This is a genomic window from Proteus alimentorum (genome assembly GCF_002607735.1).
GTDB classification, from domain to species: domain Bacteria; phylum Pseudomonadota; class Gammaproteobacteria; order Enterobacterales; family Enterobacteriaceae; genus Proteus; species Proteus alimentorum.
On the sequence record NZ_NBVR01000027.1, the window covers coordinates 1 to 13,485 of the forward strand.

The 13,485-nt window shown below is 38.9% G+C and carries 17 protein-coding genes and 1 tRNA gene; 7 read left to right on the plus strand and 11 right to left on the minus strand.

Annotated features, from left to right (window positions below; genetic code table 11):
- The coding region (locus B6258_RS09835; protein WP_129586845.1) for a site-specific integrase at window positions 1–280 on the plus strand (280 nt) is incomplete at its 5' end.
- Window positions 281–479: 199 nt separating this feature from the next.
- Here the strand turns inward: B6258_RS09835 and B6258_RS09840 are convergent.
- The 4 genes from B6258_RS09840 to mutY all read right to left on the minus strand — a co-directional run bounded on the left by B6258_RS09840 (window position 480) and on the right by mutY (window position 3,281).
- Window positions 480–555 (minus strand) — tRNA-Phe (locus tag B6258_RS09840).
- A 249-nt stretch (window positions 556–804) separates the two neighbouring features.
- Window positions 805–1,875, minus strand: a complete 1,071-nt coding sequence (gene mltC / locus B6258_RS09845) for a membrane-bound lytic murein transglycosylase MltC (RefSeq protein ID WP_099075173.1) — start codon at window positions 1,873–1,875, stop codon at window positions 805–807.
- A gap of 63 nt (window positions 1,876–1,938) precedes the next feature.
- Window positions 1,939–2,211 carry an oxidative damage protection protein gene (locus tag B6258_RS09850; RefSeq protein WP_098943971.1) on the minus strand — a complete coding sequence of 91 codons (273 nt, stop codon included), beginning with the start codon at window positions 2,209–2,211 and terminating at the stop codon, window positions 1,939–1,941.
- Window positions 2,212–2,240: 29 nt separating this feature from the next.
- Entirely contained in the window at window positions 2,241–3,281 is a 1,041-nt protein-coding gene (gene mutY, locus B6258_RS09855; protein WP_099075117.1) for an A/G-specific adenine glycosylase, read from the minus strand.
- Between the two features lie 216 nt (window positions 3,282–3,497).
- Here mutY and trmB point away from each other — a divergent pair, with 216 nt between their 5' ends.
- From trmB to B6258_RS09880, 5 genes are all read left to right on the plus strand, one after another.
- Window positions 3,498–4,217: a tRNA (guanosine(46)-N7)-methyltransferase TrmB gene (trmB, locus tag B6258_RS09860; RefSeq protein WP_099075118.1), complete on the plus strand. Its 720-nt coding sequence runs from the start codon at window positions 3,498–3,500 to the stop codon at window positions 4,215–4,217.
- Window positions 4,217–4,543, plus strand: a complete 327-nt coding sequence (locus B6258_RS09865; RefSeq protein ID WP_023581025.1) for a YggL family protein — start codon at window positions 4,217–4,219, stop codon at window positions 4,541–4,543. Before trmB ends, B6258_RS09865 begins: the two co-directional genes overlap by 1 nt.
- A gap of 74 nt (window positions 4,544–4,617) precedes the next feature.
- Complete coding sequence (glsB, locus tag B6258_RS09870) at window positions 4,618–5,544, plus strand: glutaminase B (protein ID WP_099075119.1); 927 nt, start codon at window positions 4,618–4,620, stop codon at window positions 5,542–5,544.
- Between the two features lie 22 nt (window positions 5,545–5,566).
- Window positions 5,567–6,304, plus strand: a complete 738-nt coding sequence (locus tag B6258_RS09875; protein WP_099075120.1) for a DUF2884 family protein — start codon at window positions 5,567–5,569, stop codon at window positions 6,302–6,304.
- Between the two features lie 173 nt (window positions 6,305–6,477).
- The gene (locus B6258_RS09880; protein WP_099075121.1) at window positions 6,478–7,428 is read left to right on the plus strand and encodes a siderophore ABC transporter substrate-binding protein; all 951 of its coding nucleotides are present in this window, start codon (window positions 6,478–6,480) and stop codon (window positions 7,426–7,428) included.
- A gap of 91 nt (window positions 7,429–7,519) precedes the next feature.
- Here the strand turns inward: B6258_RS09880 and hemW are convergent, their stop codons facing one another.
- From hemW to B6258_RS09905, 5 genes are read right to left on the minus strand one after another with little or no spacing between them, the layout of a single operon-like run.
- On the minus strand, window positions 7,520–8,650 hold the full coding sequence (hemW, locus tag B6258_RS09885; protein ID WP_099075122.1) for a radical SAM family heme chaperone HemW: 1,131 nt from the start codon (window positions 8,648–8,650) through the stop codon (window positions 7,520–7,522).
- A complete protein-coding gene (locus tag B6258_RS09890; RefSeq protein WP_099075123.1) occupies window positions 8,643–9,236 on the minus strand; it encodes an XTP/dITP diphosphatase in 594 nt (197 codons plus the stop codon). Before B6258_RS09890 ends, hemW begins: the two co-directional genes overlap by 8 nt.
- Before the next feature lie 11 nt (window positions 9,237–9,247).
- Window positions 9,248–9,805, minus strand: coding sequence for a YggT family protein (locus B6258_RS09895; protein ID WP_099075124.1), 558 nt, complete (start codon window positions 9,803–9,805; stop codon window positions 9,248–9,250).
- Window positions 9,806–9,823: 18 nt separating this feature from the next.
- The gene (gene proC, locus B6258_RS09900) at window positions 9,824–10,642 is read right to left on the minus strand and encodes a pyrroline-5-carboxylate reductase (protein WP_099075125.1); all 819 of its coding nucleotides are present in this window, start codon (window positions 10,640–10,642) and stop codon (window positions 9,824–9,826) included.
- Window positions 10,643–10,656: 14 nt separating this feature from the next.
- On the minus strand, window positions 10,657–11,355 hold the full coding sequence (locus tag B6258_RS09905) for a YggS family pyridoxal phosphate-dependent enzyme (protein WP_099075126.1): 699 nt from the start codon (window positions 11,353–11,355) through the stop codon (window positions 10,657–10,659).
- Between the two features lie 21 nt (window positions 11,356–11,376).
- Here B6258_RS09905 and B6258_RS09910 point away from each other — a divergent pair, with 21 nt between their 5' ends.
- A complete protein-coding gene (locus B6258_RS09910; protein ID WP_099075127.1) occupies window positions 11,377–12,381 on the plus strand; it encodes a type IV pilus twitching motility protein PilT in 1,005 nt (334 codons plus the stop codon).
- Between the two features lie 47 nt (window positions 12,382–12,428).
- Here the strand turns inward: B6258_RS09910 and ruvX are convergent, their stop codons facing one another.
- Together ruvX and B6258_RS09920 are read right to left on the minus strand one after the other, a co-directional pair.
- Window positions 12,429–12,848: a Holliday junction resolvase RuvX gene (ruvX, locus tag B6258_RS09915; RefSeq protein WP_099075128.1), complete on the minus strand. Its 420-nt coding sequence runs from the start codon at window positions 12,846–12,848 to the stop codon at window positions 12,429–12,431.
- Complete coding sequence (locus B6258_RS09920) at window positions 12,848–13,411, minus strand: YqgE/AlgH family protein (RefSeq protein ID WP_099075129.1); 564 nt, start codon at window positions 13,409–13,411, stop codon at window positions 12,848–12,850. Before B6258_RS09920 ends, ruvX begins: the two co-directional genes overlap by 1 nt.
- Window positions 13,412–13,485: the final 74 nt, after the last annotated feature.

The window sequence follows — 13,485 nt, forward strand, 5'->3', positions numbered from 1 at the left end:
TGTTGGATGGTTTGATTTAATGAAAAGAAAGAAACATCCCAAGATAATGGGAGAATATCCATTACGCTCATTTTTCAAACGCTTATCAGCAGAATGTAACTTTATCATATCACCACATCGCTTTCGACATACTGTTGCAACGCATATGATGCAATCACCAGAACGTAATCTTTATGTTGTGAAAAGGCTATTAGGTCATGCCAGCATTACATCGACATTAGAATACATTGATGAAAGTGTTGATAACTTGCGAGATATATTAGAAGCAGAATTGATGTGATGAAAATAACAGGAGGAGTATCAAGATTTGACAGTGATTAGGAAAGAAAGTAAAAGTTACAAATAAAAAAAAAACAGCCTTGGTATGAACAAGACTGTTTATTTTAAGAGTTTTAACATAAAGTGACAGTGCTAAATTATATTTTTCAACTCTTGTTTGCCCTCTCAGTGATTTAACTCACTGACGAACAAATGAAAGATGGTGCCCGAACTCGGAATCGAACCAAGGACACGGGGATTTTCAATCCCCTGCTCTACCGACTGAGCTATTCGGGCAACGGGGCGTATTAAACCCGATATCGCCTTGCTCGTCAACGTTATTTATCACAAAATGGTTTGATTGCTGTTTTTTTAAACTTATTGGTTAATAAAACGCTATTTGTCACGGAGAGCGAGCAAAAATAAAGCTAAAGCCTTTTGCTATGCTCAAAAAACACATGGTGATAAAACCGTTTATTAAGTCTCAATAACAACAAAGCTTCCCCAAATTTATTGAGAAAGCTTTGTTTTTAGATTAAATAATAACTAACGATAGTTACGTTGGGCTGTACTGACTTTCTCAAGATAACGACGAGATTGGTCGGCAGGATGCTTATTACGTAATGTGGTATACACCTGCGTTGGCTCTAAGTTGTTAATCATGGCTGCAGCTTGTTTTTTATCGTTATGGAATATCCGTAACACACTACCAGCACCACCGTTGTAAGCCTGTATAACAGCATAACGGCGTGAAACTGGATCTTTGATATCTCCAAGATAACTATTTTGCAGTATTGAGATATAAGCCGCACCTGCATCGATATTATTAGCAGGATCAAATAAGTAACTACGACTTGGTTGCCCAGATTTTCCTTGCATTCGGAATACATCACGTCCTGCGGTTGCTGGCATAATCTGCATTAAACCAAGCGCATCAGAACTACTGACTGCATAAGGGTTAAAGCTGGATTCAATTTGCATAATAGCAAGGATAAGTGAAGGCTCAACACCATATTTAGCCGCAGCTTGTTGAACTAACGGTAAATATTTATGAGCACGTTTATCAAGGTGATTAGGAACAAGATTAATGGTGACATACCAGATTGTATTTAATCCTGATTGGCGTTTTTGTAATTTATTGGCAATCAGATAATCTGCAAATTTATTGGCTCGCCATTCCCAGCGTATAGGTTGTCCCGTATTATCAAGAACCTGTCCAGATAAAAACGGCTCAGTACTGTGGGGAATATTATTAACGTCAGAGTAGAGGTCAATAGAACCTGGATCTTCACCCATTAATAATGTGGTGACTATCGCCTTATGCAATTGAAATTGAGGTGTATCATCACCTAAAGTTTCTATCGTAATTGTACCTGCTTCAAAATTAATATGGCTACGTGTTTTATAAGCATTGGTATATTTTACGTAATCTTTAGGGCCTGCGATTAATACTTCCTTCATACCCCAAATCATTTCGATATTATTGGCAAATTGCCCCATAAGAATATCGAACGCATTGGTGTCCTTTGCGTAATCGGGTTCAAATGTTTTTGGTGGTTGACTACTACAAGAAATGAGTAGAGGGGCGATAATTAGCAAGAGAAGGATTTTTTTCATGGTCAATTGCATCGCTATGGTGAATAAAATACCAGAGCCTTAAAGGCTCTGGAAATGTGAATATTATTTTTCAGGTGGTGTGTAGCCGTCAATATGAACATCATGGCCTTCGAATAAAAATCGCACCATTTCTTGTTCTAATAGTTTGCGATCATCAGGATTCATGGTGTTAAGTTTTTTCTCATTGATAAGCATGGTTTGTTTTGTCATCCATTGAGCCCATGCTTCTTTTGAGATTTCATTGAAAATGCGCTTTCCAATTTCTCCTGGGTACAACTGAAAATCAAGCCCATCGGCTTCTTTGTTAAGGAAAGTACAAAAAATAGTTCTGCTCATAATAAATCCTCAATATCGCAGGTATTAGCTTAGGCTAATTGTCTAAGTAAATTCTCTACAGGTGCTGCTAACCCTACGGTAGCAGGCGTCTGTAAGTTATACCAAAGTCCTTTTTGCTCCTCCATTATAGAGGTAAACGCTGAGAGTTTTACGCAAATTGGCACAATATCTAAATGAAAGTGGCTAAAAGTATGTCTAAATGAAATCAGTTGCTCTGATTCATTATTATCAAGCCCATGCTCAACTAACCACTGTTCTAAAAGCGCTTTTGTTTCAAATTGAGGAAAGGCAAATAGCCCACCCCATATTCCTGCTGGTGGTCTTTTATCTAACCAAACAAGATTATCATATTGTAAAATAAGAAAATAAGTTGTTTTTTCTGGGATGGTTTTTTTCGGTTTTTTCCCAGGGTAATCCGCCCAGTTGTTTTGAGCATAAGCGATACAGCCAGTATTTAATGGGCATAATTCACATTTAGGCTTGCTTCTTGTGCAAACCATTGCACCTAAATCCATCATTGCCTGATTAAAATACTCAACACCTTCAGTGGGAGTGACGTTTTCGCTGATCTCCCACAATTTATTTTCAACTTCTTTTTTACCCGGCCAGCCTTCAACAGCATAGCAACGTGCTAAAACGCGCTTCACATTACCATCAAGAATTGGATAAGGTTTTTTCAGTGATAACGATAAAATAGCACCGGCGGTTGAACGTCCAACACCGGGTAAGGCACAAACTTCCTCAAAGGTATCAGGAAATTGCCCTTGATGTTTATCTACAATGTGTTGTGCCGCTTTATGCAAATTTCTGGCTCTTGCGTAATAGCCAAGGCCAGTCCAGAGATGAAGGACTTCATCGAGAGGCGCTTTAGCTAATGCACTGACATCAGGAAAACGTGCAATAAAGCGTTCAAAATAAGGAATAACTGTCGCAACTTGGGTTTGTTGCAGCATTACCTCAGATAACCATACGTGATAAGGCGTTTTTTCTTGCTGCCAAGGGAGCGTTTTACGCCCATATTTGTGATACCAGTTGAGTACGACTTGCGAAAATTGCAGTGCTTCCATCATGTTTTATTTTATTAACTCATGTTCTGATTAAGGTAAGATTGCACCACAGAGAGAATAAACTGTAAACACTCTTAATATTTATCTTATAGAGTGATGCTTCTATGAGTGACTCTTGCTAAACTTAGCGATCTTTGGATAATGTCGGTTAAGTTGCACTATAGCGACATTATAACGCTTTTAAGTAAATAATTGGCCTAACGACTGACAGTATTAGACATGATCAAGAATGTAATTTCTCCGGAATTCAATGAAGAAGGGCGTGCTTTACGACGCGTTCGTAGTTTTGTTCGTAGACAAGGTCGTTTAACGCCTCGTCAAGAGCAAGCATTAGAAACACAGTGGCCTGCCTTTGGTGTTGAATATCAGCCGGAACCCATCGACTTCAGTCAGGTTTTTGGACGCGAAGCGCCTGTAATTTTAGAAATTGGCTTCGGCATGGGCGCATCGCTCGTGACTATGGCAAAAAATACACCAGAAAATAATTATTTCGGTATTGAAGTACATGCCCCGGGTGTTGGTGCTTGTCTTGCTAATGCTGAAGAAGAACAATTAACTAATCTGAGAGTCATGTGTCACGATGCGATTGAAGTGCTCAATCATATGATCCCAGATAATAGTTTAAAAATGGTTCAGCTATTCTTTCCTGATCCATGGCACAAAGCGCGTCATAATAAACGTCGTATTGTTCAAGTGCCTTTTGCAGAATTAATTTTAAAAAAATTAACGTTAGACGGTGTTTTTCATATGGCGACAGATTGGGAACCATATGCAGAACATATGCTTGAAGTGATGACAAGTGTTGAAGGTTATCAGAATTTGTCAGAAACTCAGGATTATGTACCACGACCAGAAACACGCCCTGTGACTAAATTTGAAAAACGCGGTCATCGTTTAGGGCATGGAGTCTGGGATCTTATGTTTAAGAGGGTAAAATAATGGCTAAACAACGTAGTCGCCGCTTACGCAAAAAAATGCGTATCGATGAATTTCAGGAATTAGGTTTCTCAGTTAAATGGACTTTCCCAGAAAATACCCCAATTGAGGAAGTAGATCGCTTTGTTGATGAACTGATCCTCAAAGTTATTGAGCCAAACGGGCTGGCATTTGATGCAAGTGGTTACCTGAGCTGGGAAGGCTTGATCTGCTTACAACAAATTGGTAAATGTACAGAAGAGCATCGCCAATTAGTCGAAAACTTCCTTAAAGAAAGCAAAATGCAAGATGTACAGACCTCTGAACTATTTGATGTTTGGTGGGATTGATAGAAAGTTATACATTTAGCAAATAATTACAAGGGCATCCAAAAGGATGCCCTTGTCTGTCTGGGGAAGGGACTGTGACTACAACGTTATCTAACGCATTATTGTCAGATATTTTGCAACAAATTCGCCCCTTAATCGGGCAAGGAAAAGTCGCGGATTATATTCCCGCATTGGCTCAAATACCGCCAGAACAGCTTGCTATGGCTGTTTATACGGTTGATGGCGAACTCTATCAGTCAGGTATGGCAGATAAGCGTTTTTCGATTCAATCTATTTCTAAGGTACTTAGCTTAACGCTTGCTTTAACTCGTTATGAAGAAAATGAAATTTGGCAACGTGTAGGAAAAGAACCATCAGGCCTGCCTTTTAATTCCTTGATACAGCTAGAAATGGAAAAAGGAATACCGCGCAATCCTTTCATTAATGCGGGTGCCATTGTTATCACAGATATGTTGCAGTCTCGATTAAGTGCACCTAAGCAAAGAATGTTAGAAGTGATCCGTTTTCTGACTGATACTCCTGACATTTGCTATAACTCCGTGGTGGCAAAATCAGAGATGGAGCATCTTAGTCGAAATGCATCAATCGCTTATCTGATGAAATCTTTTGGTAATTTTGAGAATGATGTTATTACAGTGCTTGAAACGTATTTTCACTATTGCTCAATTGAAATGAGTTGCTCCGAGTTAGTGCGATGTTTTAGCTATTTAGCTAATCAAGGTACGAGTGTGGGCAATAAAAATCAGATTATTACGCCAAGACAAACCCGACAAATAAATGCGTTAATGTTAACTTGTGGTATGTACGATGGTGCTGGTGAATTTGCATTTCGTATTGGTATTCCCGGAAAATCAGGCGTAGGGGGTGGCATTATTGCCGTTGTTCCTGATGCCTTTACGGTTGCAGTTTGGTCACCAGAGCTGGATAAATCAGGTAACTCATTAGCAGGTTGTGCAGCACTTGAATTATTAGCAAATAAAGTAGGGCGTTCAATTTTTTAAGTGTGTTTTCAGGAGAGTTGTTATGAATTTAAGAAATATTGCTGTCACACTGTTTTTTGTTGCAGGTACAGCAAATGCATCACCCAGTTTTGATTGTGCTGTAATGCCAAAAGATGATTTACGCATAACCACTGAATTTGTTGAAGTCGCGGGTTCACATGGTTTAATGGTGATTTATCCTGATGGCACACTATTTCAAAATGAAAAAAGTGCCACATTGACACCACAACAGCAAGAATTAGCAAAAAAATATCAAGCAACAGTAAGACGAGATGTACCTTGGTTAAGAACTGAAACGGGGGTAAAACTGCAAGATTCTCGCAAAGTGCTTGATAAAGTCGTGATTGAAGCTTTTGGCAAAGAAAGCAATATTCTCAACAGATTAAGTCGATTAGAGAAAGATCTTAATCAGCAAATGGATCGAGTGGTCAGCATAGAATCGAATAACATTACGTTCCATTCTCAAGCCATCAAAGAAGTTGAAGCTAAAGGCCGTGAAATCGTAGAAAGCAGTCTAGGTGGTATGTTGCAAGACAGTATTAATGAATTGGGGAAAAAGCAGTTATTAGCAGCCGCAGGTGGCGACAGTAAAAAAGCCTTAGGCGGATTATTAGGCAGTTTAGATGGTTTCCAAAAAATTATAGATCAGGAGTGGAAGCAACAAGAAGCTGCGTTTACTCAATTTGGTCAGCAAGCTTGTAGCAAAATCACGCAAATGGAAAATCAGCGTGTTGAATTAATTAATGCATTAAAGAAGTAGCTGCTTTGTCTCTCTAATGTTTGGGTTATTAACCGGATAATTAATGAGCTTTACAAATGGCAAACTCACAATAATTGAAAATAATAATGAAAATCATTCTTGTTCAATTGACTTGTAAGAGGAGCTGTTTAGAATGCCCTGTTTGAGTATTCCACTTAAACAGGGCAAAATTAATGAAGAAGATCCTTCCTTTAGTCATCGCATCTATCTTTTCTGTAACGAGTTTCTCCGCGTTAAGTAAAACACCAATCGAATACCAACCTAACCAAGTTATTAGTCAGCAGAATGACAAGATGGTGATTAAACATCTATTGGGTGAAACGTCGGTCACTAAGAACCCTTCAAAAGTTGTTCTGTTTGATTTTGGTTTATATGATTCTTTAGTTCAGCTAGGTTTAGCTGATAAAGTAGTAGGATTGCCATTAGGTAATGCACCTGCTTATATTAAAGAAAGTATTGCAAGTAACGTTGCTAATGTCGGCGGTATGAAAGCGCCTGACTTAGAAAAATTAGCTGAGATTAAACCTGATTTAATTATTATTACGGGTCGCCAAGGTGCGTCTTATGATGCGTTGGCAAAAATTGCACCTACGGTTAATTTAGGGACTAATAGTGCTAATTATCTCAATTCCGTTGAGTCAAATATCAAGTTATTAGGTGAGTTATTTGATAAACAGCAAGCGACTCAAGAACAAATTGCTAAGTTAAATACTGTTATTGAGCAAGCTCAGAAAAAAGCAGTAGAGTCGGATAAAAAAGTATTAGTGCTGATGCACAATGCGGGCAATTTGATGCCAAATAACCAAAGTGTTATTTATGATGTGGTTAAAGTGAAGAAAGCCGAATTACCCCCTGTTGCTGAAGAAGACAAAGGTAAACGTCGTGTCGTTACCTCTGAAATGATCGCAAAAGCAAACCCTGATGTGATTTTCATTGTTGATCGTAGTGAGGCGATTGGTGCTGGCAAATTAGAAAAAGCTACTTTTGAAAACGATGAAATTAAAACGACATCTGCTTATAAAAAAGGTGGAATTGTTTATCTACAAGCTGATCTTTGGTATCTCTCTGGTGGTGGATTAGATAGCTTAACAAAACAGATTGAAGCGGTAGAAAGCGCACTTTAAGATTTTATGATCTTTTAATAACTTCTTTATAAATAAATGCCCATATTGTGAATAACAGTATGGGCATTTGAGTTATTGAGCGATAAATAATTTAGAGAAATAGCTCAAGCAAAGAGTTGAGGAATAACTTACCATGAGGGGTTATTTGCCAGTGCGTATCGGTTTCACTGATATAACCCAATGCGAGTGCTTCATCTATTTGATGGCGAATAATCTCTTCGGCAAGCCCCGTATAATCGCTGAAATCTTGTCTTGGAAATGCTTCTAATAGGCGAAAACGGTTCATAAAAAATTCAAATGGACGGTCATCATTATCAACAAAATTTTGCTGGTGGAGATAACGACCCTCCATAAAACCTTTAGGGTGCTTGGTTTTTACTGTTCGCATTATGCGACCATCTTCAAAGCTTATTTTTCCATGAGCACCACAACCGATGCCTAAATAATCCCCAAAACGCCAATAGTTTAAGTTGTGCTCACACTGAAAGCCTAGCTTACAATATGCCGATGTTTCATATTGTTTATAACCTGCTGCTGTCAGTAATTTATCGCCTTCTGAAAAAATATCCCACAGCATATCGTCATCAGGTAATTTTGGGGGGCGAGAGCCAAATTGCGTATTGGGTTCAATGGTTAATTGATACCAAGACAAATGTGGGGGAGATAACGCTATTGCTTGCTGTAAATCCGAAAGTGCTTGAGATAATGATTGGTCTGGTAATCCATGCATTAAATCTAAATTAAAGCTACGTAAGCCTAATTCTTTGGCTAAACGTGCCGCATTTTTAGCTTCATCAGCATCATGAATACGTCCTAAGCGAATAAGCTTATCGTTGCCAAAACTTTGCACACCAATAGAAATACGATTTACACCCGCACGTTGGAATCCAGCAAACCGTTCTGCTTCAACCGTACCCGGATTGGCCTCCATTGTTATTTCAGCGTTAGGATTAACAGCTATGCGCTCTTTCACACCATAGAGTAAATCAGCCATTGACTCAGCGCTTAATAAGCTAGGTGTACCGCCACCAATAAATATTGTTTGCACTTCACGGGAACCAACGTGAATAAGATCGGCATCTAAGTCATTGAGTAAATGTTGCACATATTCCTGATGCGGTACTTCACCCTTTAAGGTGTGTGAGTTGAAATCACAATAAGGGCATTTTTGTACACACCAAGGAATATGAATATACAAACTTAATGGGGGCAACTTAAGCATTCTTAAGGGCATCCAACATTAATTTAAGTGCTTTACCACGATGTGAATGCTGATTTTTTTGCTCTTTAGTTAATTGCGCCGCAGTACAATTTAATTCAGGAACAAAGAAAATAGGATCATAGCCAAAGCCACCTTCACCGTGCATTTCTGTGCTTAATACACCATGCCAAATACCGTGGAAAATCAACGGAGTTGGATCGTTTTCATGGCGCATATAAACCAATACACAGTTAAATTGTGCTTGGCGTTTTTCAGCGGGTACGTCTTTCATTGCATCAAGCAATTTATCTAGATTTTGCTGATCACTTGCATCCACACCCGCATAGCGTGCCGAGTAAATACCAGGAGCACCTCCCAGAGCATCAACCGAAATACCCGAGTCATCAGCAATTGCTGGAAGACCTGTTACTTTTGCTGCATGGCGCGCTTTAATCAGCGCATTTTCAACAAAGGTTAAGCCAGTTTCTTCAACAGAATCAACATCAAGTTCTGTTTGAGCAACAATATCTAAACCAAAAGCAGAAAGCAAAGAGGCTAGCTCTTTGACCTTTCCCGGATTTCCTGTTGCGAGAACGACTTTTTGCATAAGTGTTATCCTTAGTAAAGCGTTACGCTAAGTAGCCATTGTAAAACGTCTACACGTAGATAATTCAGGGCATAAAGCACAAGAATAACAATCATTGCAGAGAAATCTAAACCGCCCATCGCCGGAATTACACGACGAATTGGTGCCATTAAAGGTTCTGTTAATTGAAATAAAAGACGATCAATCGGATTACGGCCTTGACTTACCCAGCTAAGAATGGCGCGGATAATGATCAACCAGAAAATCATCTTACCTGCTGCTGTGAGCAGTTCAATAAAGGCAAATGGGAACATTAAAGAGAAAGGAATAGATGTTCCAGATAAGTAAGATGGAATAATAATACCAAGCAGAATCAGTATATAAGCTAATAAGACTGATGCGGTATCAATAGGGCCAATAGAAGGAATAAAACTTCTTAATGGGCGAACAATTGGCTGTGTGATCTTGACGATAAATTGTGAAAAAGGATTATAAAAATCAGCTCTGACACATTGCATCCAAACACGTAATAGAAGGACGGATGTGTAGAGTTGAAGAAGAGTCAGAATGACGAAATTTAAAAAATTCATTAGTTGGCCCTGATGAAATTAAAATTGTTTTTCCATTTCTTGCGCACGTTTAATCGCAGCTTGCATGGCAAAAGCGACGTTTTCAGGTAATTTACCTTCATAAAATTGCATAAGTGCAGCAGCTGTCGTTCCACCTTTTGATGTTACTTGCTCGCGTAAAGTTGAGAAAGGCAACATATGTTGTTTCTCAGCTAAGGCGGTAGAACCACTTGCTGCTTGTTGCACAATCGCTCTTGCAACTTCAGGTGAAAAACCTAAACGTTCAGCTTCTTGTTGCATTGATTCCATAAACAAGAAGAAATAAGCGGGTGCACTACCAGCAACGGCGATAATATCATTGATGGCAGATTCTTGCTCTACCCAAACAGTTGTGCCAACACTTTTCATTAATTCGTCAGCAAACTGTTTATCTTGAGATGAAAGTGAATTGTGTGCAAACATACCGCTTAAGCCTTTACCTACCAGTGCTGGGGTATTTGGCATAATACGAACAAGCTGTAATTGAGTCGCAAAATAGTCGTTATAACGTGTAGCAGGAATGCCAGCAGCGATAGTAAGGACTAATTTTTTGCTCATATCGATATTTTGTAAGGGCTTACAAACTTCTTCCATCATTTGTGGTTTTACTGCCAGCACAATAACATCCGCTTTTTGAACGGCATCAATATTGTCATTAGTACTATGAATGCCGAACTCTTTTTCTAAAGGTTCACGGCGAACAGCAGAAGGTGAGCTGACGGTTATTTTATGTGCTGGATATCCACCTTGAACCAATCCTGCAATAATGGCATGAGCCATATTCCCAGCGCCAATAAAAGCGATGTTACGATGTTCCATATAAACCTCTATTTTTACTTAGTCGCGTAATCTCTTGCGCCAAAAATGGCTGTACCAATACGAACGAGTGTTGAACCACAAGCTATAGCGGCTTCCATATCACTTGTCATTCCCATAGATAATGTATCTATATTGGGATATTGAGATTGTAATTGCTTAAATGCGAGATGCATTTTTTCTAGCACTTCAACTTGTTTTTCATAATTGCTTTCAGGTGCTGGAATAGCCATTAATCCTCGTAATTTAATGCCTGAAAGAATAGAAATTTGTGCCGCTAACCCATCAAGCTCAGCCAGATTAATACCTGATTTACTGTTTTCATCACTAATATTAATTTGAATAAGTACATTTAATGGTGGCAATGAGTCAGGGCGTTGCTCGCTTAATCTTTGAGCGATTTTTAATCTGTCAATGGTATGGCACCAATCGAAATTCTCAGCAACAAGGCGTGTTTTATTTGACTGTAAAGGGCCGATAAAGTGCCAAATTAAGGTGTGGTTATCAGCAAAATAATGGATTTTATCAACACCTTCTTGGACATAGTTTTCACCAAATTCAGTTTGTCCACATGCTATTGCTTTTTCGATGTCACTCGCAGGTTTTGTTTTACTTACTGCAAGTAAGGTTATTTCTTCTGAAGAACGGCCGCATTTTTGCGTGGCTGTGTCAATGTGAGACCTGACATTGACGAGATTCTGTTTAATAGTATTCATGGCAACTCAGGAGATAATAAGATGAAAATGGAAAATTTAATTGCATATAGTGTAAAGCATAACGCCTCGGATCTGCACCTTTGTTGTGGTGATGTACCTCGATTGCGGATCAACGGAATACTTTATCAACAAAATCAATGTAAACCTATCACTTCCGATAGTCTACTAATGTGGCTTATGCCTTTTTTAAGTGATGCTCAAAAGCAAATTTTTGAGAACGAAGGGCAGGTTGATACAGCACTTACGCTATCTTGTGGGCAACGACTCCGTGTTAATTTATTTCGCCAACAAAAAGGTGTTTCAGCAGTATTAAGAATAATTGAAACACAAATTCCTTCTTTAGATAAACTTCGAGTACCTAAGTCGGTTTCAACATTATTAGATAACTATTTTCATGGACTTATTTTAGTGACTGGTGCAACAGGGAGTGGAAAATCATCGACATTAGCGGCAATGATCAATCATTTAAACCAATATCAACGTCAGCATATTTTGACATTAGAAGATCCTATTGAATTTATACATAGCAATAAACAGAGTATTGTACAGCAAAGGGAAATAGGGCGAGATGTTCAACATACTGCCAATGCAATAAAGAGCGCTCTACGCCAAGATCCAGATGTCATTATGTTAGGTGAATTAAGAGATGCACAAAGCATTAAGTTGGCATTAACGGCAGCAGAAACAGGGCATTTGGTGTTGGCAACATTGCATACTCAAGGGGCGGTACAAACGCTTGAGCGCGTGACGAATGTATTTACAGGTAATGATCGGCAATGGATTTCATCACAATTAGCGTGCAGTTTAAGGGCGATAATTTCACAAGAGTTAGTGCCTTCAACTGAAGGAGGGCGTGTGGCATTATTTGAAATAATGCAGGTTACGCAGGGGATTTCACATCTTATTCGTGAAGGAAAATACCATCAAGTGACAACATTAATGCAAACAGGTAGTGAATACGGCATGCAAACCTTCATGTTAAGTCGGCAGCAACGCCAACATGAAGGTTTAATTCAGGCTGTGTGATAACGTATAACTAAAAATAGGCAGGTATCACGAGGTAGAGCCTATTTTTAAAATTGCTGTTCAAACCAGCTTTCAAGAATAATAACGGCAGATGCTGCATCTACACTGCCTTTATCTAAGGAACGGTAACCACCACGTTCAAAAAGATGGGCGCGAGCTTCTACAGTGCTAAGGCGTTCATCATGCAACGCAATTTGTACACCAAATCGACCATGAAGGCGATTAGCAAACTTTTTCGCTTGAGTTGTGACTAACTGTTCGGTGCCATCCATATTAAGAGGTAAGCCGACAACCACTAAATCAGGTTGCCACTCTTTTATGATTTTTTCGATTTGAGTCCAATCAGGAATACCATCTTTTGCTTTAAATGAGGCTAAAGGCCTTGCTGTTCCTGTAACTTCTTGACCGATAGCGGCGCCAATGCTTCTAGTGCCAAAATCAAAGCCCATTACCGTTCTGTTTGACATTATGCGTGACCCGCTATTGGTGAAATGGTGTGGATATTAATCCCAATTAATTCAGCGGCTTTATGCCAACGTTCAGCAATAGGGGTATCAAAAATAATTTGAGATGAGGCCTCAACGGTTAGCCAGCTATTTTCTAAAATTTCTTTCTCTAATTGGCCTTGTTCCCAACTGGAATAACCTAGAGAGACTAATGTTTTTTCTGGTTGCCTTGCTGTGCCTAAGGTTTCTAATACATCTTTGGAAGTTGTGATCATCGTACTATCACTAATTTTGATACTAGAACTAAAACCTGAAACCGGTGTATGCAAGATAAAACCATGCTCTTCTGCAACGGGGCCTCCTGACATCACAGGTTTTTGTAAGCTAATTGCTTCGTCTCTATCAGTCGAAAAAATTTCTAGTTGATCTAATACACCTTCCACAGAGATGTCTTCGATAGGTTTATTAATAATTAAACCCATCGCACCGTTTTCATTATGTTCGCAAACATAGACGACCGAGCGTTCAAATAACGGATCGCTTAATGAAGGCATAGCAATAAGAAAATGGTTAAGTAAATTCATAATAGTCGTACTGTTCCCTGATCATTTTTATTAAAAAACCTAGCCCTTTTATACATTGTATTTCTTAATGTATA

What these genes read in the sequence shown, in the direction of transcription:
- mltC (WP_099075173.1), bottom strand. Translation starts at nt 1,875, where the DNA reads ATGAAAAAAATCCTTCTCTTGCTAATTATCGCCCCTCTACTCATTTCT.
- B6258_RS09850 (WP_098943971.1), bottom strand. Translation starts at nt 2,211, where the DNA reads ATGAGCAGAACTATTTTTTGTACTTTCCTTAACAAAGAAGCCGATGGG.
- mutY (WP_099075117.1), bottom strand. Translation starts at nt 3,281, where the DNA reads ATGATGGAAGCACTGCAATTTTCGCAAGTCGTACTCAACTGGTATCAC.
- trmB (WP_099075118.1), top strand. Translation starts at nt 3,498, where the DNA reads ATGATCAAGAATGTAATTTCTCCGGAATTCAATGAAGAAGGGCGTGCT.
- B6258_RS09865 (WP_023581025.1), top strand. Translation starts at nt 4,217, where the DNA reads ATGGCTAAACAACGTAGTCGCCGCTTACGCAAAAAAATGCGTATCGAT.
- B6258_RS09875 (WP_099075120.1), top strand. Translation starts at nt 5,567, where the DNA reads ATGAATTTAAGAAATATTGCTGTCACACTGTTTTTTGTTGCAGGTACA.
- B6258_RS09880 (WP_099075121.1), top strand. Translation starts at nt 6,478, where the DNA reads ATGAAGAAGATCCTTCCTTTAGTCATCGCATCTATCTTTTCTGTAACG.
- hemW (WP_099075122.1), bottom strand. Translation starts at nt 8,650, where the DNA reads ATGCTTAAGTTGCCCCCATTAAGTTTGTATATTCATATTCCTTGGTGT.
- B6258_RS09890 (WP_099075123.1), bottom strand. Translation starts at nt 9,236, where the DNA reads ATGCAAAAAGTCGTTCTCGCAACAGGAAATCCGGGAAAGGTCAAAGAG.
- B6258_RS09895 (WP_099075124.1), bottom strand. Translation starts at nt 9,805, where the DNA reads ATGAATTTTTTAAATTTCGTCATTCTGACTCTTCTTCAACTCTACACA.
- proC (WP_099075125.1), bottom strand. Translation starts at nt 10,642, where the DNA reads ATGGAACATCGTAACATCGCTTTTATTGGCGCTGGGAATATGGCTCAT.
- B6258_RS09905 (WP_099075126.1), bottom strand. Translation starts at nt 11,355, where the DNA reads ATGAATACTATTAAACAGAATCTCGTCAATGTCAGGTCTCACATTGAC.
- B6258_RS09910 (WP_099075127.1), top strand. Translation starts at nt 11,377, where the DNA reads ATGAAAATGGAAAATTTAATTGCATATAGTGTAAAGCATAACGCCTCG.
- ruvX (WP_099075128.1), bottom strand. Translation starts at nt 12,848, where the DNA reads ATGTCAAACAGAACGGTAATGGGCTTTGATTTTGGCACTAGAAGCATT.
- B6258_RS09920 (WP_099075129.1), bottom strand. Translation starts at nt 13,411, where the DNA reads ATGAATTTACTTAACCATTTTCTTATTGCTATGCCTTCATTAAGCGAT.